We start from the raw sequence: 20,638 nt of genomic DNA, 5'->3' as shown, positions 1-20,638 counted from the left end.
CCTGGGTCGGCCGGTCAGCCGGACCGCTGCCCGCCCGCTCGGCCCCCCCGGATCACTGCTCGCCGCACCCGGACAGAACGCGCCGGCAATCGCTCAGCAGCGCCTCGTCCGAGGTGACGTCGTAGCGCATGTTTCCGCGGCGGGGGCGGTCGTTGGAGTGGCGGCGGGGGGATGCCAGTTCCGTGCGTATCAGGGGGAGGGCCGCTGCCGCCGCCGGGCCCATCCCGGCGAGGCACGCGGCCATGGCGGGGCGCCGGGTCGGTGTGGTCGGCCACTGTGCGAGCAGGACGGGGAGCGCGTCCTCCGGTTCGCCGGTCACTTGCCACAGGGCGATGGCCGCATCCAGCTGGGCCTGGCCTTCGGCGATCATCGCGCGCAGCTGCGGTACGAGCGTGGCGCCGGACCGGCCGAGCGCCCCGGCCAGCTCCAGCGCATGCCGCCGGACCCAGTGCTGCGACCGCATGTGTCGGCCGATCACCGGCAGCACTCTCTCCGCGTCCCCGGTCAGGGACCACAGCGCTCCGGCGACGTGGACGCGGTCCCAGTCCCGGAGGGTGTCGTCCTCCTCCATCCGGAGCAGTGCCGGCAGGGCCTCGGCCGCCGCGGGACCGTAGAGGGGGAGGGCCTGCAGCGCCGCCGTCCTCGTGCGGCCGTACTCCGCGTGCTCCAGAAGCCGCAGCAGCAGGGGGAGCGAAGGGGTGTGCCGCAGCAGGCCCAGGGAGCCGGCGAGCCGGTCCGAGCCCGGGTCCTGGGAGCCGTGGCCCAGCTCGGCGAGCCGGTCGTGGAGCACCGGGGCGAGCGGGGCCGCCGCGTCCGGGCCGAGCGCCTCGATCCAGCGCTCCAGCTGCTCGGGGACGGCCACGACCGCCAGCAGATGACCGAGCGCGGGCACGACACGCGCGTCGCCCTGGAGCGCCAGGATCTCGAAGGCGGTGCCGACAGCCTTGTCCCGGAACGGGGTGTCCTCTTCGGTCGGGCGGTCGTCCCAGCTCTGGATGTACTCGACGATCTCCTCGGAGGCGCAGCGGGCAGCCGGCCCGAGGTTGCGCAGCTCCGACAGCACGCTCTTCTGGATGCCCAGCTCGTCGTCGCGCAGCAGCTCGGCCAATGCCATGACCGGTGCGTCGTCCGGCGCCCGCCAGCCGGTCAGCAGCTGCCCGGCCATCGACACGGCGTGCGCGCGCCGCCTGCGGTCGGGGCTGCCCAGCATGCCGACGACAAGGGGGATGCGGAGGTCGACGCGGTCGAACAGCCGCAGGTGCAACTCATTGAGCAGCTCGTCCGCCTCGTCCAGACCGAGGGTACGACGGTGCTGCTCCTTCAGTTCACGCAGATAGGAGATCATGGTGTCGGTGCGCGGGACCTCCGCGGGCTCCTCGCTCCCGGCCGGTTCGCGGGAGAGCCGCATCATGTCCAGCGTCAACCGCGCCGTGTCCTCGGGCAGTTCATCGGGCGCGCAGCGCGCCAGTTGGGTGAGGGACGTCATACGCAGCGCCGGGTCCTGTGCTCCGGCGACGACCGAGCGCAGCAACTTGGCTGCGGCGGGTCGGAGTTCGGCCGGCTTCCGTAGGGCCGTCGTCGCCAACGCGCGGACCAGGGAACAGGCCGCCGACGGGTCGGTCTCGGCGGGTACGCGCTCGCGCAATGCGGTGAACACGCGCACCGGATCCGGGTGGAGCCGGGCCAGCGCCCCCGAAGCCGCGCCGCGCACCGCGGGATCAGGATCGCGGAGCAGGTCCAGGAACGCCCCCGCGCGCTCCCGGATCATGTCCCGGGCGATGAAGAAGTGCTCCTCCCACTCCTCGTGCACCTCCTCGTCGAACTCGGCCCAGTACGCCGCGTCCTCCGCGTCCTGCGGATCCTCGTCCTCGTCGAAGGGATCGCCGATGCTGTGCAGCAACCCGACGACGGCACCCCGGCCGGCCACCGCCCCGTGCGCCGCCAGTTCGAAGAGGAACGGCACACACGCGACCGTGCTGTCGTACACCGTCCCCTGGTGGAGCACCGCGCCGTACATCCCGTCCAGCGCGGTCTCGCGGCGCTGCGGGTCGTCCGACGCCAGCCCCCACAACAGGTCGGGCACATCGGTCGCCGACTCCGTGTACGCATGTGTCAAAGACGCCCAGTCGACGTCCTCGATCCCCTTGAACACCTTGTCCTCCCCCTGGTCCACGGCGCCGCTCCGCCACTGATCACAGCATGCACCACGCCACTGACAACGGCCCCGGAACAAGCGATCATGCGGGCATGACCCGTGTCCTGACCCGAAGCGGCCTGGAGGCCGTGCTCGAGCCCACGGCTTGTCTCGCCGCCCTGCGCGACGGCTTCCGCACGGCCGGCGCCGCCGCCGTACCCGGTCAACGGGTCCGTACCGACCTGCCGTTCCCGGGCACCGCCACCGCGCTCATCCCCGGCCTGCTGCCCGGCATCGACGCGTACACCGTGAAGGTCAACGCCAAGTTTCCCGGCGCCCGGCCCGCCCTGCGCGGAGTGATCTGCCTGCACAGCGGCGCGGACGGCGAACTGCTCGCCCTGCTGGACTCGGCGACCGTCACGGCCTGGCGGACCGGACTGGCCGCAGCCCTCGGCACCACGCTCCTGGCACCGGACGACCGCGGCGTGCTCGGCGTCATCGGGGCCGGCGCCCAGGCCGAGTTGACACTGCGCGGACTGGCGAGCGCACGCCGGCCCCGTCACCTCGTCGTACACGACACGGACCCCGGGCGGGCCGCCGCGTTCGCCGACCGGCACGGCGGCCGGGTGCTGCACTCGGCCGGCGCGGTGGCCGAGGCGGCGGACACCGTGCTGCTCGCGACCTGGTCCCGGGCCCCGCTGCTCGCCCTCGCCGACACCCGCGCCGGACAGCACTTCACGAGCCTCGGCACCGACGAGCCAGGCAAGCGGGAACTCGCCCCCGACCTGCTGGACGCGGCGCTCCTCGTCGTCGACGACGCCGAACTCGCCGGGCGCATGGGCGCGTTGGCGGCACCGGGGCTCGCCCGCACCATCGCCGACGCCACCCTCACGGATGTCCTGCGCGGCACACACCCCGGCCGCACCTCGGCCCGGCAGCGCACGGTGTACGCCCCCGTCGGGCTGCCCTGGCAGGACCTCGCCCTCGCCTGGCTCGCCTGGCGGGAGGCGGAGCGCCGGGGGGTGGGCGCGACGATCGACCTGCTGGACTGAGTGACGACTCCTGCTGCTGTGCTGAGCGATGGCTCCTGCTGCTGGACCGAGTGATGGCTTCCGTAGGTCTCCGTCGCTCCACCCGCGGTGCCGCCACCGCGCGGTTATCCTGACCGGCAGCGCCCGATGAGGAGTCCCGAAGTGACCGAGGCAGTGTCGCGTCCCACGTTGGAGGCCGTGGCCGCGCGGGCCGGTGTGTCCCGGGCCACGGTGTCCCGGGTGGTCAACGGCGGCGACGGGGTGCGTGAGCCGTTGGCCGAGCGGGTCCGGCAGGCCGTGGCGGAGCTGGGTTATGTCCCCAACCAGGCGGCGCGCAGCCTGGTCACCCGGCGGCACGACGCCGTCGCGGTCGTCATCGCCGAGCCGGAGACCCGGGTCTTCGCCGACCCCTTCTTCGCCCTCCAGCTGCGCGGCATCAGCAAGGAGCTGACCGCCCACGACAACCAGCTGGTGCTGCTCCTCACGGAGGGCCGTGCCGACCACGCGCGCGTGGCCCGGTATCTCGCCGGAGGCCATGTCGACGGCGCGCTCGTGTTCTCCCTCCACCTCGACGACCCGCTGCCCGGCCTCATCCACGACGCCGGCGTGCCCACCGTGTTCGGCGGCCGGCCCGGCTGGGGCGACGACGGCCACGCGGCCGGCCCCACGCGTTCCCCGGGCGAGGACCCGGACGTGGTGTACGTCGACTGCGACAACCGGGGCGGGGCACGTGCGGCCGTACGGCATCTCGTGGACCTCGGCCGCACACGCATCGCCCATCTCACCGGCGCCCTGGACCAGACATCGGCGGTGGACCGGCTCGACGGCTACCGGGACGTCATGGGCGAGCTGCCCGGCGCCGGCGATCCCCGGCTGGTAGTGGAGAGCGACTTCACCCTCGGCGGCGGCGAACGCGCCATGCGTGAACTCCTCGACCGCTGCCCGGATGTGGACGCCGTGTTCGCCGCCAACGACCTCACCGCGCTCGGTGCCCTGCGCGTGCTGCGGGCGAGCGGCCGGCGGGTGCCCGAGGACGTGGCCGTGGTCGGTTTCGACGACATGCTGCCCGTCGCCATGGAGGCCGACCCGCCGCTGACGACGGTCCGTCAGGACATCGAGGAGATGGGCCGCCTGATGGCCCGCCTGCTGCTGCGCGGCCTCGCCGACGGCCGCGACCGGACCGGCGTCGCGGCGGTGCGGGAGGACACGGACCAGCCGCCCGCCGGAGGTGTGATCCTCCCGACCACGCTGATACGACGGGCCTCCGCCTAGCCCTCTCGGGCCCGGCCCCGGTCCGGTCGGCCGAACGGCTCAGCCCTGCGGCGACTCGCTTCTGATGACCGCGAACCGGGCGCCGTACGGGTCGGTGAACTTGGCCATGCGGCCGACGCCCTCCAGGGTCGTCGCCGGCATGCGCACCTGTCCGCCGAGCTGCTGGACCTTGTCGGCCACGGCGTCGGTGTCCTCGACCTCGAAGTACGGCAGCCAATGCGGCCCGCCCTCGGCCTCGGACGGCGCGTCGGCCAGCGGCACGATCCCGCCGAACATCGCGTCCTCCCCGCCGTCGGCCGGGTTGACGCAGGTGTACGTCCCGCCCGGGAAGGGCACGGCGGAGGTCTCCAGGCCGAGCACCTGGTGGTAGAAGGCGGCGGTTGCCGCGATGTCCGGGGTGTACAGCTCGACCCAGCACAGCGCGCCCGGTTCGCTCGCCACGTCGACGCCCTTGGTCTGCCCGGGTTGCCAGATCCCGAAGGGCACGCCCGCCTGGTCGGCGAGGATCGCCATATGGCCCTGGCCCATCACGTCGATCGGCTGGAACAGCACGCTCCCGTGCGCCTGTTCGGCGGACTTGGCGGTGGCCTGCGCGTCCGCGCTCTGGAAGTACACCGTCCAGGTCGGCGGGCCCTGCTCGGGGCCGCTCTGCATGCCGCCCGCGACCGTCTTGCCGTCCAGTTGGAAGAAGCCATAGCCGCCGGCGTCCGGTCCCGCCGACTGGAACTGCCAGCCGAAGACACCGTCGTAGAAGGAGCGGGCGCCGTCGATGTCCGTCGTGGAGACATCGATCCAGTTCGGAGCGCCATTGACGAAACGGGTGGTGAGCATCTTCGCCCTCCTCGAAAGGGGTCCCGTCCAGTGCACTGCCGAGTCTGGCACCGCCCACTGACAATCGCCGCCGGAGCGCCGCGACGCGCCGGACCGGCGCCCCCTCTCACCCTGGGTGACCGGCCGCGATCTCCGGGTTTTCGTGCCGTCCCGCGCGCCGCCGTGCGCGGGTGCGGGCCGGGGGAGCATCATCGGGTACGGCCGGAGGCCCTGTCGGCGGCGTTGACCCGGCGTTGATCGAACGTTTTTCGTCGCGCGGCACGATCCTGTTCATGCACTTCGAGACGATCACCCCGGCCGACGACACCTGGAAGGCGCAGGCCCTGTGCGCGCAGACCGGGCCGGACTTCTTCTTCCCCGAGCCCGGAAGCTCCGTGCGCGAGGCGAAGCGCATCTGCGCTATGTGCGAGCTGCGCCCGGCCTGCCTGGACTACGCGCTGGCCCACGACGAGCGCTTCGGTGTCTGGGGCGGCCTGTCCGAGAAGGAACGCCTCGCCCTGCGCCGTACATCCCACTGACGACGGCCCGCTGAACGATGTCCCCCTGGCCGACGTTCCGCTCAACGACGTCCCACCGCACGCCGGACCGCCGACCGCCCCGGCGACGGTCGGCTCCGTGAGCGTCAGGCCCTGTGACAGGCCCTGTGAGCGTCAGGCCCCGGCGCGGGCCGCCATGCGGGCCTTGCGTGCGGCCAGCTTCTCGTCGAACTTGGCGGCCTCCGAGTCCAGGCCCCCCATGAACAGACCGAGTTCCTCCTGCGCCTGGCGTCCCTCGGGGCCGAGGCCGTCGATCTCCATGATCTTCAGGAAGCGCAGCACGGGCTGCAGCACGTCGTCGTGGTGGATGCGCAGGTTGTAGACCTCGCCGATGGCCATCTGCGCGGCGGCCCGCTCGAAGCCGGGGATGCCGTGGCCGGGCATCCGGAAGTCGACCACGACGTCCCGTACGGCCTGCATCGTCAGGTCGGGCGCCAGCTCGAAGGCCGCCTTCAGCAGGTTGCGGTAGAAGACCATGTGCAGGTTCTCGTCGGTGGCGATGCGGGCCAGCATGCGGTCGCAGACCGGGTCGCCGGACTGGTGGCCGGTGTTGCGGTGCGAGATCCGGGTGGCCAGCTCCTGGAAGGCTACGTAGGCGATCGAGTGCAGCATCGAGTGCCGGTTGTCGGACTCGAACCCTTCGCTCATGTGCGCCATCCGGAACTGCTCCAGCTTGTCCGGGTCCACCGCGCGCGAGGCGAGCAGGTAGTCGCGCATCACGATGCCGTGCCGGCCCTCCTCGGCCGTCCAGCGGTGCACCCAGGTGCCCCAGGCGCCGTCGCGGCCGAAGAGCGTGGCGATCTCATGGTGGTAGCTCGGCAGGTTGTCCTCGGTGAGCAGATTGACCACGAGGGCGATGCGGCCGATCTCGGTCACCTTGGACTGTTCCTTGTCCCAGGCCTCCCCGTCCTCGAACAGGCCCGGGAAGTTGCGGGCGTCGCTCCAGGGCACGTACTCGTGCGGCATCCAGTCCTTGGCGATCTTCAGATGCCGGTTCAGTTCGGTCTCGACCACTTCCTCCAGCGCGAACAGCAGCCGCGCGTCGGTCCATGCGGACGGGCTGCCGAGGTGAGGGGAGGCGATGGTCACGGGAACTCCAGGGGGACGCCGAACAACGGGGGAAGGAAGGGGGGGGGCGGTCCGGCGAGCGGTGCCGGAAACCTACGAGATCGTAGGCTACGAATCCGTAGGTTACGAAGCCGTAGGTTAAGTTCGCTGTAAAGATCGCTGATCAGCGTGGTCAAAGTCGCCCTCCCGGCCGTTTTCGGCGCCGTTCCGCAGCGCTCTCCCCGGTATGCCGGCGGCCTCCGGATTCCTGGATTCCGGGGCCGCCGGAGTGACGGGATCACCCGATCAGGCGTACAGCTCCCGCATGCGTACCGACAGGCACGTCACGCAGCCCTCCAGCTTCTCGAACTCGCTGATGTCCACGGTCACCACCTCGTGGCCGAGATCGGTCAGCAGTTCCGCGGTCTTCGGGGCACTTGCCGCCATCAGCAGCTTGTGGCCGCCGAGCAGCACCACATGCGCGCCGGACTCCTCGGGCACCGAGAGGAAGCCCGGGAACAGCGACGGCCGGTCCACCTTCGGTATGTGCCCGATCACCGTGCCGTCGGGCAGCGCGGTCACCGCCGACTTCAGGTGCAGCACCTTGCTCACCGGGACGGCGACCACGCGCGCGCCCAGCGGCTCGAAGGCGGCCCGCACCTGCTGCACGCCGGCCGCGTTGGTGCGCCCGCCGCGGCCGACGTACACCGTGTCTCCGACCTTCAGGACGTCGCCGCCGTCCAGCGTGCCCGGCTCCCAGATCCAGTTCACCGAGCAGCCGAGGCGGGCCACCGCCTCCTCCACACCGACCGTCTCCTCGCGCCGGGACTGAGCGCCGGGCCGGGTGATCAACGCCACGTTCTTGTACATGACGACGGTGTCCTCGACGAACACCGAGTCCGGGCAGTCGTCCTCCGGCTCGACCTCGACGGTCTCCCAGTCGTGCGTGCGCAGCGCCTCGACGTACGCCTCCCACTGCTCGACAGCGAGCCCCACGTCGACCTTCTCCCGCTCGATGTGCGTCACCAGGCCGTCGGCGAGGCGGGGGCCGGGGCGGCGGACGAGGGCCTTCTTGCTGGGCACGAGGGGCCTTTCGAATCGACGGTGCGGTTGTCGGCGCCGGTGGACGCGGCGCCGGTTGGCCATCATGCAGTCCGCTATGGCCAGGACAAAACCCTCGTTGTCAGGCTGTGCCCCTCCTGAGACGTCCCATCGTGTCCCGCGCTAGGCGGGAAAGCCGATGTCCTCCGGCGTGATCTCCTTCAGTTCTCCCTCCTCCATCAGCAGCCAGCGGGTGATCCCGATCGACTCCAGGAACGGCAGGTCGTGGCTGGCGACGAGCAGTGCGCCCTCGTACGACTCCAGGGCCGAGGTCAACTGCCGCACGCTCGCCATGTCGAGGTTGTTGGTCGGCTCGTCGAGCAGCAGCAGCTGGGGCGCCGGTTCGGCGAGCATCAGCGCGGCCAGGGCCGCCCGGAACCGCTCGCCGCCCGACAGGGTCGCCGCCTGCTGGTCGGCCCGCGCGCCCCGGAACAGGAAGCGGGCCAGACGCGCCCGGATCCGGTTGTGGGTGGCGCCCGGCGCGAACCGGGCCACGTTCTCCGCGACCGTCAGCGCGTCGTCCAGCACGTCCAGCCGCTGGGGCAGGAAGCGCAGCGGCACGTGCGTCCGCGCCTCTCCGGACACCGGCGCCAGTTCTCCGGCGACGGTCCGCAGCAGCGTCGTCTTGCCGGTTCCGTTGCGGCCGACCAGCGCGATCCGCTCCGGGCCACGCAGATCGAGGACGCCCTCGACCCGCGCACCGTAGGCTGTCGCCAGGTTCTCCAGCGTGAGTACCTGCCGGCCGGGCGGCACGGCCGTGAACGGCAGGTCGACACGGATCTCGTCGTCGTCCCGAACCGCGTCGACCGCCTCGTCCAGGCGCTCCCTGGCCTCGGCGAGCTTCTCCTCGTGCATGATGCGGTGCTTGCCCGCGGACTCCTGGGCGGCGCGCTTGCGGGCGCCCATGACGATCTTCGGCTCGCGCTTCTGCTCGTACATCTTCTGGCCGTACCGCTTGCGGCGAGCCAGCTTGACCTGGGCGTCGGCCAGTTCGCGCTTCTGCTTGCGCACATCGGCCTCGGCGACGCGCACCATCCGCTCGGCGGCCTCCTGCTCCGCGGCGAGCGCCTCCTCGTAGGCCGAGAAGTTGCCGCCGTACCAGGTGACCTCCCCGGAGCGCAGCTCCGCGATCTGGTCGACCAGGTCGAGCAGTTCCCGGTCGTGGCTGACCACGACCAGCACGCCAGGCCACGCGGCGACGGCCTGGTACAGCCGGCGGCGCGCGTACACGTCGAGGTTGTTGGTGGGCTCGTCCAGCAGCAGCACGTCCGGGCGGTGCAGCAGCAGCGCGGCCAGCCGCAGCAGCACCGACTCGCCGCCGGAGACCTCGCCGACGGTGCGGTCCAGGCCGATATGGCCGAGGCCCAGCTCGCCGAGGGTGACGAGGGCGCGCTCCTCGACGTCCCAGTCGTCGCCGACCGTCTCGAAGTGAGCCTCGGCGACGTCGCCCGCCTCGATGGCGTGCAGCGCGGCCCGCCGTTCGGCGATACCGAGAGCCTCGTCGACGCGGAGGGCGGTGTCGAGGGTGACGTTCTGCGGGAGATATCCGACCTCGCCGGAGACCTTGACGGTGCCGTCGACGGGTGCGAGTTCACCGGCGATGAGCTTCAACAGGGTGGACTTCCCTGAGCCGTTGACGCCGACGAGCCCGGTCCGGCCGGGCCCGAACGCGATGTCGAGGCCGTCGAAGACGGCGGTGCCGTCGGCCCAGGTGAAGGACAGGCACGTACAGGTGAGGGAAGATGACATGAGGGCCTCGCGAGGGGTGTCGTGCGGTCTGGTGGGCGCATGTCGAGACACCGCGAGGCGGGAACCGAAAGGTCGTGGGGCACGAAGAGGCCATGAAGAAGGCCTGTGCCGGAGGACGGCTCGTACGCCGAGGTCGTACGCCGCGCACACCTCTACCGGGTGCGACGCGGTGTCTCAGGACCTCAGACGAGCAACGTCCTTCTCCAATCGACGGCAACAGAACCAATATACACCGTACGAGGGGGGCCGGGGGCTGTCAACGCGATTAAACGCGGGCGGTACGCGTGCGTAGTCAAGAACTCGGGCGGCACGCGTGCGTGGCGGTCAGCAGGCGTCCCGCATCAGCTCGGCCAGGCCGTGGTCCAGGTCGAGCTGGAGGTGTTCCAGGCCGACGGGCACGAGCGCGTTGGCCGCCTCCAGGAAGCGCCGGATCTCGCCCGAGCGCACATGCACGATCGCGGTGCCCTCGGGGGCGTGGAACTCCAGCACCGTGCGGTCGTAGCCGTACGGCCGCACCCGGACGTCCCCGTGGCCCTCGGGCCCGTGCAGCCCCGCCGTCAGCAGCTCGCGAGAGAAGGTCCAGCACACCTCGACGCCCTCGAGGGTGGCCGGGGCCGGGAAGGTCATGACCACGGCGAACGGATCGCGCCGGTCGTAGCGCAGCGTCGCGGGGATGCTCGGCATGCGCGGTGCGGCGGCGACGAGACGGGCCTCTACGGGCTGCTCGATGACGGTGGACAACGCCTTGCTCCCTCGTGACGGCTGGACTACGCCCGGATGTGCGGCACCCGGCAATGGAAGAGACGACGGATACGGCCGAAGCGTGCACAGGGAGGGCGAGTGACCTCGGTCACCGAGTTCATGCCTGGCGACCGGTCGTCCGAGTCCGCCCGCGATGACCGGATTTCGGCCTCTGGACGGCGCCGGGCCGGTGGGCTAGCTTCGCCCGCCATGAGGCGCTTGGGGAGCACGCGACGCGGCGGACGCACGAGCAGGCTGATGGCGGCGGGGGCGGCGTGCGGGGCGGCGCTGGCCGCGCTGACCGTCCCGGCGGCCGAGGCAGGGCCCCTCGGGCGGGGGCCCGTGCACTGGGCGCCGAAGGACCCGGGCACCACGCAGGTCCGCTTCCGGGGCCTGGCGGCCGTCGACCGCCGCACCGCCTGGCTGGCCGGTACCGGCGGCACGGTGCTGCGCACCACGGACGGCGGAACGAGCTGGCGGAACGTCTCCCCGCCTGCTGCGGCCGGTCTGGAGTTCCGGGACGTCGAGGCGTTCGACGCGCGGCACGCGGTGGTGCTGGCCATCGGCGAGGGCGAGGCGTCCCGGGTGTACCGCACCGACGACGGCGGGGCCACCTGGACGGAGTCCTTCCGCAACACCGACCCCAAGGCGTTCTACGACTGTCTGGCCTTCTTCGACCGCCGGCACGGCCTCGCGATGAGCGACCCCGTGGACGGAAGGTTCCGCATCCTGTCCACGAGCGACGGCGGCCGCTCCTGGCGGGTGCTGCCCGCGGACGGTATGCCGCCCGCCCTGGACGGCGAGGCGGGCTTCGCCGCGAGCGGCCAGTGCCTGGTCACCTCGGGCCCGGAGGACGTCTGGCTGGCCACCGGCGGCGGCGCCCACGCGCGCGTGCTGCACTCCGCCGACCGGGGACTGACCTGGACGGCCGCCGAGACCCCGGTACCGGCCGGTGATCCCGCCAAGGGCGTCTTCGCACTCGCGTTCCGCGACCGCGGCCACGGCCTCGCCGTCGGCGGCGACTACCGCCCCGACCAGTCCTCGCCGCGGTCCGCCGCCGTCACCGCGGACGGCGGCCGCACCTGGACCCCGGCCGCCACTCCTCCGCCCGCCTACCGCTCCGGGGCCGCCTGGCTGCCGCACAGCCGCACCGCTGCGCTCGCCGTCGGCCCCACCGGCACCGACCTGACCACGGACGGCGGCCGCACCTGGCGCACGATCGACACCGGCTCGTACGACACCGTGACGTGCACGCCCGACCTCAGCTGCTGGGCGGCCGGCGAGAAGGGCAGGGTGGCGCGGCTGGAACACTGAGGCCGGTGTCCGTCCGCAACCCGGGTACTCGTACCGCACGGACGCGAGAGCAAGCGCGCCCGGGAAGCGGTACGAAGGGAGCGATCATGCCCGCCGGTTCCAGCTCCAAGCGCGAGCGTCAGTACGAGCACATCAAGAAGAGCGCACAGGACCGGGGCGAGAGCGCCAAGCGCGCCGAGGAGATCGCCGCGCGGACCGTCAACAAGGAACGCGCCCGGTCCGGCGAGTCCAGGACGGCGAGCCGCAGCTCGACCCAGGACATGTCGTCCGGCGAGCGCGGCGGCAAGAGGTCGGGCCACGGTTCCCAGGGCCCGACCTACGACCAGCTGTACAACGAGGCGAAGCAGCGCGGCATCGAGGGCCGTTCGAACATGAACAAGGGCCAGTTGCAGCGCGCGCTGAACGCCAAGAAGGGCTGACCGGCGACGATCAGTCCAGGGTCTGCCGGTAGCGGGCGAGTTCGGGGACCGTCTTCGTGGCGATGAACTCCGTGATGCGGTACGCGCACACACCGCCCACGGTGAACGGGTCGCCCGCGACCAGCTCCTCGATCCGGGCGCGGTCCTCCGCGACGGCGAGGATCACCCCGCCGTCCCGGGGGTTCTTGCGCCCGGACGCCAGGAAGAAGCCCTTGTCGTACTGCTCCTCCAGCCACGCCACGTGGTCCTGCAGCAGCGCGTCGACGGCATCGAGAGGGGCGGTGTAGGCCAGCTCCAGTACGAACATGATCACGAGCCTACCCCCGGGCTCCGACACCCCGCCACGGACCCGTACAGTCGACGTCACCATGACGACCGTAGGCGTACCCGCGGGCTGGCCCGCGACCGAGGAAGAGGCCCGCGCGGTACAGGACGAACTGCGCGCACGGGTGGTGCTCGACGAGCGCGGACCGGAGCCCGGGACGGGCTGTGTCACGGGGGTCGACGTCGCCTACGACGACGACCTCGACCTCGTCGCCGCGGCGGCCGTCGTGCTGGACGCCGCCACCCTGGACGTCGTGGCCGAGGCGACGGCCGTCGGCCGGGTCTCCTTCCCGTATGTGCCCGGCCTGCTCGCCTTCCGCGAGATCCCCACCGTCCGGGCCGCCCTGGACCGGCTGCCCCGCCCGCCCGGGCTGGTCGTCTGCGACGGCTACGGCCTGGCCCATCCGCGCCGCTTCGGCCTCGCGAGCCACCTCGGCGTGCTCACCGGCCTGCCGGTCATCGGCGTCGCCAAGAACCCGTTCACCTTCACCTACGACGATCCCGGTCCGGAGCGAGGCGCTTTCGCCGGCCTGTTCGCGGGGACCGAGGAGGTCGGACGCGCGCTGCGTACCCGGGACGGCGTCAAACCGGTCTTCGTCTCCGTCGGCCACCGGGTGAGCCTGGACAACGCCGTGGCCCACACGCTGGCCCTGACCCCGCGCTACCGGCTGCCGGAGACCACGCGCCGGGCGGACGCCCTGTGCCGCCGGGCCCTTCGGGAGGCGGCACAGAACGCCGGAGACAGCGCTCAGGAGGCGACGATGCGCCAGGCGCCGACCTCCTGATACCCCGAGTCGTGGACGGCCGAGCCGTCGCCCGGTTCGAGGGCGTAGTGGCCGAGATTGCCGCCCCAGTAGCGCAGGATCCGCCCCAGCTCACCGGCGCGCTCCTGCGCCGACGCGCCCTCGTCCACGGTCACTTCGAGCACGAACTTCATGCCTCACCGCCTCCTTGTGGCTTCGGCCCGTCGGCCTGGGCTTCCATCGTTTCATTGAAAGACCCCGTGAGACTTTCGACGCGATGGACGCAGGCAGCCGGGGGTTGCCGGATGCGGAAGTCTCAAACCGGTCAGGAGGCGCCCGGTCCGGCGGCCGCCACGCGGAAGGTGATCCCGGCGGCGCGCAGCCGCTCGGTCAGGGCGTCGCCCATCGCCTGCGCGGTGGTGACCTGCCCGGCCGTCGGCGGGAGGTCGTCGAAGGCCAGGCACAGCGCCGCCTCGGCGAGCATCTTCGCCGTCTCGTCGTAGCCTGGGTCGCCGCCCGAGACCTCCGTGAACACGCGCCGCCCGCCGCCCTCGCCGACGAACCGCACCGCGAACCGGCTCCTCGCCCGCTTCTGCGCGCTCGGCCCGTCGCCCGGCCGCAGCCGTGCCGACAACCAGCGCCGTGCGGGCGGCAGTTGGGCGGCCGCCAGCACCGCGCCGACGGCGGTGACGCCGCCGAGGGCGACCGGCAGGTGCCGCACCGCCGCGTAGTGCCGGTAGCGGAAGTCGGGGCCGTACCGGTCGAGCGCCTTCGCCGAGCGGCGCACGATCTGCGGGTCGACGGTCGGCAGCGGCAGCGCCCATGCGCCGACCTCCTTGGCGAACCGGGGCGCACCCGCGGGCGCCGCGACCCGGCGTCCCATCAGCCGCGGCTCGTGCCGGCCCCGTTCGCGCGCGGCGGCCAGCAGCCGGCGGCCACGCGCGAACTGGTTCAGCGCCGAGGCCAGGGTGCCACCGGAGAAGGCGGCGTCGGCGGTCACATAGCCGTCCACGGTCAGCGGCACCCCCTCCGGCAACTGCCGGACGGTGAAGTACACGCCCAGGTCGTGGGGTACGGAGTCGAAGCCGCAGGCGTGCACCAGCCGCGCGCCGGTCTCCCGCGCGCGCGTGTCGTGCCGGACGTACATCAGGTCCACGAACTCCGGCTCGCCGGTCAGGTCCAGATAGTCGGTCCCGGTGTCCGCGCAGGCGGCGACCAGGTCCTCGCCGTACAGCACGTACGGCCCGACAGTCGTGGCCACCACGCGCGCGTGCTCGGCGAGGGCGCGCAGGCTGGCGGGTTGCGTCACGTCGGCCCGCAGGACGCCGACATCCGCGCCGCCGGGCAGCCGCTCGCGCAGCCGCTCCAGCTTCCGCTCGTCGCGGCCCGCCACCGCCCAGCGCAGGTCCTTCGGCGCGTGTGCGGCGAGATACTCCGCCGTGAGGGCGCCGACGAAGCCGGTGGCTCCGAAGAGCACGAGGTCGTAGGGACGATCCGTCCTGTTCAGCCTGCTCATGACACCCCTTGGTCCCGCAGCTCGCGCCGCTGTCGGTGGCTGAGGCTAGCGTGAGGAGAACCAGTGACGACGACCAGCCCGGAGGCAGCGATGGCCGCGGCCGAGAACGCCGGGAGGAAGCGGGAGACGGCACGCGAGTCTCCTGGCGCACCCGGCACCCGTTGCGCCGCACCCGCCTCTCACTCTCCCGGGTGAACCGTGCCGAGCCGGGCACTTGGCTAAGCGCTTGCTCGTTGGGTCTTGTGTCCGGTGGAACGTGTTCTTAGCATCGCCGGTGTTACATCAGTTGTGTCACACACTGTTGGGGGTCGGAGCATGACGACGGAAGGGACGCACGCGACGCCGGGCGGCGGTCCGCTCTCCGGTGTGCGCGTGGTCGAGCTGGCGGGCATCGGGCCGGGCCCGTTCGCTGCCATGCTCCTCGCCGACCTGGGCGCCGACGTGGTCCGGGTGGACCGCCCGGGCGGCCCCGGTCTCGCGATCGACCCCGCGTACGACGTCACCAACCGCAACAAGCGCTCGATCGTGGTCGACCTCAAGGCAGCGGACGGCCCCGCGCGCGTGCTGGACCTGGCCGAGCGGGCGGACATCCTCATCGAGGGCTACCGCCCGGGCGTCGCCGAGCGGCTCGGCGTCGGCCCCGGGGAGTGCCACGCCCGCAACCCCCGCCTGGTCTACGGACGTATGACCGGCTGGGGCCAGGACGGCCCGCTCGCCGACCGCGCGGGCCACGACGTGGCCTACATCGCGCTCACCGGCGCCCTCGGCATGACCGGCCGCCCGGACGAGCCCCCGGTCTTCCCCGCGAATCTCCTCGGCGACTACGCGGGCGGTTCGCTCTACCTGGTCGTCGGCGTCCTCGCCGCCCTGCACCACGCCCGCGCGACCGGCACCGGACAGATCGTCGACGCCGCCATCGTCGACGGCACGGCCCACCTGTCCGCGATGATCCACGGCATGCTGGCGGCCGGCGGCTGGCAGGACCGGCGCGCCGCCAACCTCCTCGACGGCGGCTGCCCCTACTACGGCACCTATGAGACGGCCGACGGCAAGTACATGGCGGTCGGCGCCCTGGAGGGGCAGTTCTACGCGGAGTTCCTGCGCCTGCTCGGCCTGGACGATCTCGCCCCGGCCCGCAAGGACTGGACTCGCTGGGACGAGCTGCGCGAGCGCGTCGCCGCCCGGTTCAAGTCCCGTACCCGTGACGAGTGGACGGCCGTCTTCGAGGGGACCGACGCCTGCGTGGCCCCCGTGCTGTCCCTGCGCGAGGCACCGCAACACCCGCATCTCGCCGCCCGCGGCACCTTCACCGAGCAGGCCGGCATCACCCAGCCGGCCCCCGCCCCCCGGTTCTCCGCGACCCCCACCACCGTCCGCACCGGCCCTGCCCTGCCGGGCGCGGACACCCAGGCGGTGGCGCGGGACTGGGGGATACCCGCACTCGTGAACGACGACCCGGTCGCCGGCGCCGACTGACCCCGCCCACCCCGCTCGGCCCACCCTCCCGAAAGGCACACCAGTGAGCACCGAAGCGTACGTGTACGACGCGATCCGCACCCCGCGCGGCCGCGGCAAGGCGAACGGCGCCCTGCACGGCACGAAGCCCATCGACCTGGTCGTCGGTCTCATCCACGAGATCCGCGGCCGCTTCCCCGGCCTCGACCCGGCCGCGATCGACGACATCGTGCTCGGTGTGGTCGGACCGGTCGGCGACCAGGGCTCCGACATCGCCCGGATCGCCGCGATCGCCGCCGGACTGCCGGACTCGGTCGCGGGCGTGCAGGAGAACCGCTTCTGTGCCTCGGGCCTTGAGGCCGTCAACCTGGCCGCGGCCAAGGTCCGTTCCGGCTGGGAGGACCTGGTCCTGGCCGGCGGTGTGGAGTCCATGTCCCGGGTCCCGATGGCCTCCGACGGCGGCGCCTGGTTCAACGACCCGATGACCAACCTCGCCGTGAACTTCGTGCCGCAGGGCATCGGCGCCGACCTGATCGCCACCATCGAGGGCTTCACCCGCCGGGACGTCGACGAGTACGCGGCGCTGTCCCAGGAACGCGCGGCCACGGCCTGGAAGGAGGGCCGCTTCGACCGCTCGGTCGTCCCCGTGAAGGACCGCAGCGGCCTGGTCGTCCTCGACCACGACGAGCACCCGCGCCCCGGCACCACCGCCGACTCCCTCGCGAAGCTCAAGCCGTCGTTCGCGGACATCGGCGAGCTGGGCGGCTTCGACGCCGTCGCGCTGCAGAAGTACCACTGGGTGGAGAAGATCGACCACGTCCACCACGCGGGCAACTCCTCCGGCATCGTGGACGGCGCCTCGCTCGTCGCGATCGGCTCCAAGGAGGTCGGTGAGCGCTACGGCCTCACCCCGCGCGCGCGGATCGTCTCCGCGGCCGTCTCCGGCTCCGAGCCGACCATCATGCTCACCGGGCCCGCCCCCGCCACCCGCAAGGCCCTGGCGAAGGCCGGCCTCACCATCGACGACATCGACCTGGTCGAGATCAACGAGGCGTTCGCCGCGGTCGTCCTGCGTTTCGTGAAGGACATGGGCCTGTCCCTGGACAAGGTCAACGTCAACGGCGGGGCCATCGCCCTCGGCCACCCGCTCGGCGCGACCGGCGCGATGATCCTCGGCACCCTCGTGGACGAACTGGAGCGCCAGGACAAGCGCTACGGCCTCGCCACCCTGTGCGTCGGTGGCGGCATGGGCATCGCCACCATCGTCGAGCGCATCTGAACTCCCCGCGGAATCACCAGACTTCAACGGAGACAACTGTCATGACCGAGAGCACGACCATCCGCTGGGAGCAGGACGACACCGGTGTCGTCACCCTCGTCCTGGACGACCCGAACCAGTCCGCGAACACCATGAACCAGGCGTTCCGCGCCTCCATCACGGCGATCGCCGCGCGCGCCGAGGCCGAGAAGGACTCCATCCGCGGCATCATCTACACCTCCGCCAAGAAGACGTTCTTCGCGGGCGGCGACCTCAAGGACATGATCAAGGCCGGTCCCGAGGACGCCCAGCAGGTCTTCGACACCGCGACCGAGATCAAGAACGCCCTGCGGCGCATCGAGACGCTCGGCAAGCCGGTCGTCGCCGCCATCAACGGCGCGGCCCTCGGCGGCGGTTACGAGATCGCGCTCGCCTCCCACCACCGCATCGCCCTGGACGCCCCCGGCTCCAAGATCGGCCTTCCCGAGGTCACGCTCGGTCTGCTGCCCGCCGGCGGCGGCGTCACCCGCACCGTGCGCCTGATGGGCATCACGGACGCACTGCTGAAGGTGCTGCTGCAGGGCACCCAGTACAACCCCCGCCGCGCCCAGGAGAACGGCCTGGTCCACGAGGTGGCGGCCACACCCGAGGAGATGCTCGCCAAGGCCCGCGCCTTCATCGATGCGCACCCCGAGTCGCACCAGCCCTGGGACGTCCCCGGTCACAGGATCCCCGGCGGTACGCCCGCGAACCCGAAGTTCGCCGCCAACCTGCCCGCGTTCCCGGCCAGTCTGCGCAAGCAGACGAACGGCGCCCCCTACCCGGCCCCGCGCAACATCATGGCCGCGGCCGTCGAGGGCTCCCAGGTCGACTTCGAGACCGCGATCACCATCGAGACCCGCTACTTCACCGAGCTGGTCACCGGGCAGACCGCCAAGAACATGATCCAGGCGTTCTTCTTCGACCTCCAGGCCGTCAACTCCGGCGCCAACCGGCCCAAGGGCATCGAGCCCCGCCAGGTCCGCAAGGTCGCCGTCGTCGGCGCCGGCATGATGGGCGCCGGCATCGCCTACTCCTGCGCCCGCGCCGGCATCGAGGTCCTCCTGAAGGACGTGTCCGCCGAAGCGGCCGCCAAGGGCAAGGGCTACTCCGAGAAGCTGTGCGCCAAGGCCGTCGCCAAGGGCCGTACGAGCCAGGAGAAGGCGGACGCGCTGCTCGCCCGCATCACGCCCACCGCCGACGTGTCCGACCTCGCGGGCTGCGACGCGGTGATCGAGGCCGTCTTCGAGGACACCGCGCTCAAGCACAAGGTGTTCCAGGAGATCGAGTCCGTCGTCGCCCCGGACGCCCTGCTCTGCTCCAACACCTCCACCCTGCCCATCACCACGCTCGCCGAGGGTGTGGAGCGCCAGGCCGACTTCATCGGGCTGCACTTCTTCTCACCGGTCGACAAGATGCCGCTGGTGGAGATCATCAAGGGCGGGCGCACCGGCGACGAGGCCCTCGCCCGGGCCTTCGACCTGGTGCGGCAGATCAACAAGACACCGATCGTGGTGAACGACTCGCGCGGCTTCTTCACCTCCCGGGTGATCGGCCACTTCATCAACGAGGGCGTCGCCATGGTCGGCGAGGGCATCGAGCCGGCCTCCGTGGAACAGGCCGCCGCCCAGGCCGGCTACCCGGCGAAGGTCCTCTCCCTCATGGATGAGCTGACCCTCACCCTCCCGCGCAAGATCCGGAACGAGACCAGGCGGGCCGTCGAGGAGGCCGGCGGCACCTGGACGGCGCACCCGGCGGAGGCTGTCATCGACCGCATGGTCGACGAGTTCGGCCGCCCTGGCCGCAGCGGCGGCGCCGGGTTCTACGACTACACGGAGGACGGCAAGCGGGCCGGACTCTGGCCGGGCCTGCGCGAGCACTTCGCCGCGCCGGGGCACGAGATCCCGTTCCGGGACATGCAGGAGCGGATGCTCTTCGCCGAGGCGCTCGACACCGTGCGGCTCCTGGAGGAGGGCGTGCTGACCTCGGTCGCCGACGCCAACATCGGCTCGATCCTCGGCATCGGCTTCCCGGGCTGGACCGGCGGCGTGCTCCAGTACATCAACGGCTACGAGGGAGGCCTGACCGGATTCGTGGCCCGCGCGCGGGAACTCGCCGAGACCTACGGCGAGCGCTTCACCCCGCCCGCGCTGCTCGTGGAGAAGGCCGAGAAGGGCGAGCCGTTCAGCGACTCAGTCCCTGCCTGACCCGGTGACCCACTCGCTCAGCTCTTCCCGCAGTGAGCGCTGGAACGTCGTCAGCAGCGCCTGCACCACCAAGGGGTGCATGTGCGCCGACAGGGACTTCACGTCCTGGGCGTCCCGCTCCGCCACCTCGCCGCGGAAGAGCTGGGAGAGTGCGTGAGCCGCGGCGCGCGAGTGCTCGATGAGCACCTCGCGCGCCGCGAGGATCGCCTCCTGCGAGAGCGGTACGTCGAGCAGTTGCACCCCGAGGCGGAGCAGCCCCGAGTCGACCCGGAAGGCGTCACCGCCCGCTGCGCCGTCGGCGGATGCGTCACCGTCCGCCGCCATGACGACGTTCATCGCCGCGAGCCGCTCCAGGTCCTCGGGGGCGAGCGGCCGTCCCGCCCGCCGCTCCAGTTCCCGCCGGGACACCGTGTCCACCGCGTCCGGCGCCCAGGAGGCCACCACCGCACGGTGAATGGCCAGGTCGTGCGGGGTGAGGTCGGCCGGCAGCCGGTGCAGGTACCGCTCGATGGCCGACAGGGTCATGCCCTGCTGCTGCAACTCCTCGATGAGGGCCAGCCGCGCCACATGCTCCGGACCGTAGTGCCCCACCCGGCGCGGGCCGATCACCGGAGGGGGCAGCAGCCCCTTGCTGCCGTAGAAACGGACGGTGCGGACCGTGACGCCCGCCCGGGCGGCCAGCTCGTCGATGGTGAGGGGCGTCTGCCCGGCATCGGTCGTCATGTGCAGCAGTATCGCTGTCTCACCAATGGTGTGAAACCTGTGGTGAACATCGCATGGACGCTGAGTGGATCGTGTGAGAAGCAACGCTCTGTGACATGGGACACCGCGTACGGGCGGATCTTTCTGGGAAGCTGCTGGCTTGGTCTGTGCCGCGACTCACCAGGGTGGTGCGGGCCGAGAAAGTAACCACCTGGGCCC

19 protein-coding genes are annotated in these 20,638 nt (G+C 72.0%); 9 read left to right on the top strand and 10 right to left on the bottom strand.

Going from position 1 to position 20,638, the window contains the following annotated elements:
* Window positions 1-52: 52 nt before the first annotated feature.
* A complete protein-coding gene (locus tag AB0L75_RS00345; RefSeq protein ID WP_365173303.1) occupies window positions 53-2,173 on the bottom strand; it encodes a HEAT repeat domain-containing protein in 2,121 nt (706 codons plus the stop codon).
* Between the two features lie 74 nt (window positions 2,174-2,247).
* Between AB0L75_RS00345 and AB0L75_RS00340 the strand changes: the two genes are divergently transcribed.
* Both AB0L75_RS00340 and AB0L75_RS00335 read left to right on the top strand, forming a co-directional pair.
* Window positions 2,248-3,186 (top strand): ornithine cyclodeaminase family protein, encoded by a 939-nt coding sequence (locus AB0L75_RS00340; RefSeq protein ID WP_365173301.1) that lies wholly within the window; start codon window positions 2,248-2,250, stop codon window positions 3,184-3,186.
* Between the two features lie 141 nt (window positions 3,187-3,327).
* The gene (locus tag AB0L75_RS00335; protein ID WP_365173298.1) at window positions 3,328-4,437 is read left to right on the top strand and encodes a LacI family DNA-binding transcriptional regulator; all 1,110 of its coding nucleotides are present in this window, start codon (window positions 3,328-3,330) and stop codon (window positions 4,435-4,437) included.
* A gap of 39 nt (window positions 4,438-4,476) precedes the next feature.
* On the opposite strand, the gene AB0L75_RS00330 is transcribed toward AB0L75_RS00335, so the two are convergent.
* Window positions 4,477-5,268: a VOC family protein gene (locus AB0L75_RS00330; RefSeq protein ID WP_365173295.1), complete on the bottom strand. Its 792-nt coding sequence runs from the start codon at window positions 5,266-5,268 to the stop codon at window positions 4,477-4,479.
* Between the two features lie 272 nt (window positions 5,269-5,540).
* Between AB0L75_RS00330 and AB0L75_RS00325 the strand changes: the two genes are divergently transcribed.
* Entirely contained in the window at window positions 5,541-5,786 is a 246-nt protein-coding gene (locus AB0L75_RS00325) for a WhiB family transcriptional regulator (protein ID WP_365173292.1), read from the top strand.
* Window positions 5,787-5,918: 132 nt separating this feature from the next.
* On the opposite strand, the gene AB0L75_RS00320 is transcribed toward AB0L75_RS00325, so the two are convergent.
* From AB0L75_RS00320 to AB0L75_RS00305, 4 genes are all read right to left on the bottom strand, one after another.
* Window positions 5,919-6,893: an acyl-ACP desaturase gene (locus tag AB0L75_RS00320; protein WP_365173289.1), complete on the bottom strand. Its 975-nt coding sequence runs from the start codon at window positions 6,891-6,893 to the stop codon at window positions 5,919-5,921.
* A 264-nt stretch (window positions 6,894-7,157) separates the two neighbouring features.
* Window positions 7,158-7,934 (bottom strand): dimethylargininase, encoded by a 777-nt coding sequence (gene ddaH / locus AB0L75_RS00315; protein WP_365173287.1) that lies wholly within the window; start codon window positions 7,932-7,934, stop codon window positions 7,158-7,160.
* Window positions 7,935-8,075: 141 nt separating this feature from the next.
* The gene (locus tag AB0L75_RS00310) at window positions 8,076-9,701 is read right to left on the bottom strand and encodes an ABC-F family ATP-binding cassette domain-containing protein (RefSeq protein WP_365173284.1); all 1,626 of its coding nucleotides are present in this window, start codon (window positions 9,699-9,701) and stop codon (window positions 8,076-8,078) included.
* Between the two features lie 324 nt (window positions 9,702-10,025).
* Window positions 10,026-10,442 carry an SsgA family sporulation/cell division regulator gene (locus AB0L75_RS00305; RefSeq protein WP_365173281.1) on the bottom strand — a complete coding sequence of 139 codons (417 nt, stop codon included), beginning with the start codon at window positions 10,440-10,442 and terminating at the stop codon, window positions 10,026-10,028.
* 258 nt (window positions 10,443-10,700) lie between these two features.
* On the opposite strand from AB0L75_RS00305, the gene AB0L75_RS00300 reads away from it, so the two are divergent.
* Window positions 10,701-11,756 (top strand): oxidoreductase, encoded by a 1,056-nt coding sequence (locus tag AB0L75_RS00300; protein ID WP_365174799.1) that lies wholly within the window; start codon window positions 10,701-10,703, stop codon window positions 11,754-11,756.
* 86 nt (window positions 11,757-11,842) lie between these two features.
* On the top strand, window positions 11,843-12,175 hold the full coding sequence (locus AB0L75_RS00295) for a plasmid stabilization protein (protein ID WP_365173279.1): 333 nt from the start codon (window positions 11,843-11,845) through the stop codon (window positions 12,173-12,175).
* A gap of 10 nt (window positions 12,176-12,185) precedes the next feature.
* Here AB0L75_RS00295 and AB0L75_RS00290 read toward each other — a convergent pair whose 3' ends face one another.
* A complete protein-coding gene (locus tag AB0L75_RS00290) occupies window positions 12,186-12,482 on the bottom strand; it encodes a YciI family protein (RefSeq protein WP_365173276.1) in 297 nt (98 codons plus the stop codon).
* A gap of 61 nt (window positions 12,483-12,543) precedes the next feature.
* Here AB0L75_RS00290 and AB0L75_RS00285 point away from each other — a divergent pair, with 61 nt between their 5' ends.
* Entirely contained in the window at window positions 12,544-13,284 is a 741-nt protein-coding gene (locus tag AB0L75_RS00285; RefSeq protein ID WP_365173273.1) for an endonuclease V, read from the top strand.
* Here the strand turns inward: AB0L75_RS00285 and AB0L75_RS00280 are convergent.
* Both AB0L75_RS00280 and AB0L75_RS00275 read right to left on the bottom strand, forming a co-directional pair.
* Window positions 13,248-13,436 (bottom strand): hypothetical protein, encoded by a 189-nt coding sequence (locus AB0L75_RS00280; protein ID WP_365173271.1) that lies wholly within the window; start codon window positions 13,434-13,436, stop codon window positions 13,248-13,250. The genes AB0L75_RS00285 and AB0L75_RS00280 overlap by 37 nt on opposite strands.
* A gap of 131 nt (window positions 13,437-13,567) precedes the next feature.
* Window positions 13,568-14,758, bottom strand: coding sequence for a saccharopine dehydrogenase NADP-binding domain-containing protein (locus AB0L75_RS00275; RefSeq protein WP_365173268.1), 1,191 nt, complete (start codon window positions 14,756-14,758; stop codon window positions 13,568-13,570).
* Between the two features lie 315 nt (window positions 14,759-15,073).
* Here AB0L75_RS00275 and AB0L75_RS00270 point away from each other — a divergent pair, with 315 nt between their 5' ends.
* Genes AB0L75_RS00270 through AB0L75_RS00260 form a run of 3 tightly spaced genes read left to right on the top strand, consistent with a single transcriptional unit; the run spans window position 15,074 to window position 19,717 of the window.
* Window positions 15,074-16,234, top strand: a complete 1,161-nt coding sequence (locus AB0L75_RS00270; RefSeq protein WP_365173266.1) for a CaiB/BaiF CoA-transferase family protein — start codon at window positions 15,074-15,076, stop codon at window positions 16,232-16,234.
* A 43-nt stretch (window positions 16,235-16,277) separates the two neighbouring features.
* Window positions 16,278-17,492 carry an acetyl-CoA C-acetyltransferase gene (locus tag AB0L75_RS00265; RefSeq protein ID WP_365173264.1) on the top strand — a complete coding sequence of 405 codons (1,215 nt, stop codon included), beginning with the start codon at window positions 16,278-16,280 and terminating at the stop codon, window positions 17,490-17,492.
* A 41-nt stretch (window positions 17,493-17,533) separates the two neighbouring features.
* Entirely contained in the window at window positions 17,534-19,717 is a 2,184-nt protein-coding gene (locus AB0L75_RS00260; protein WP_365173260.1) for a 3-hydroxyacyl-CoA dehydrogenase NAD-binding domain-containing protein, read from the top strand.
* Here AB0L75_RS00260 and AB0L75_RS00255 read toward each other — a convergent pair.
* Window positions 19,703-20,440, bottom strand: coding sequence for a MerR family transcriptional regulator (locus AB0L75_RS00255; protein ID WP_365173257.1), 738 nt, complete (start codon window positions 20,438-20,440; stop codon window positions 19,703-19,705). The two genes, AB0L75_RS00260 and AB0L75_RS00255, sit on opposite strands and share 15 nt — an antisense overlap.
* Window positions 20,441-20,638 lie beyond the last annotated feature (198 nt).

It is taken from the genome of Streptomyces sp. NPDC052101 (assembly GCF_040680235.1).
GTDB lineage: Bacteria > Actinomycetota > Actinomycetes > Streptomycetales > Streptomycetaceae > Streptomyces.
The sequence above is the reverse complement of the archived record's forward strand: the minus strand, read 5'-3'. Positions and strand labels throughout refer to the sequence as shown.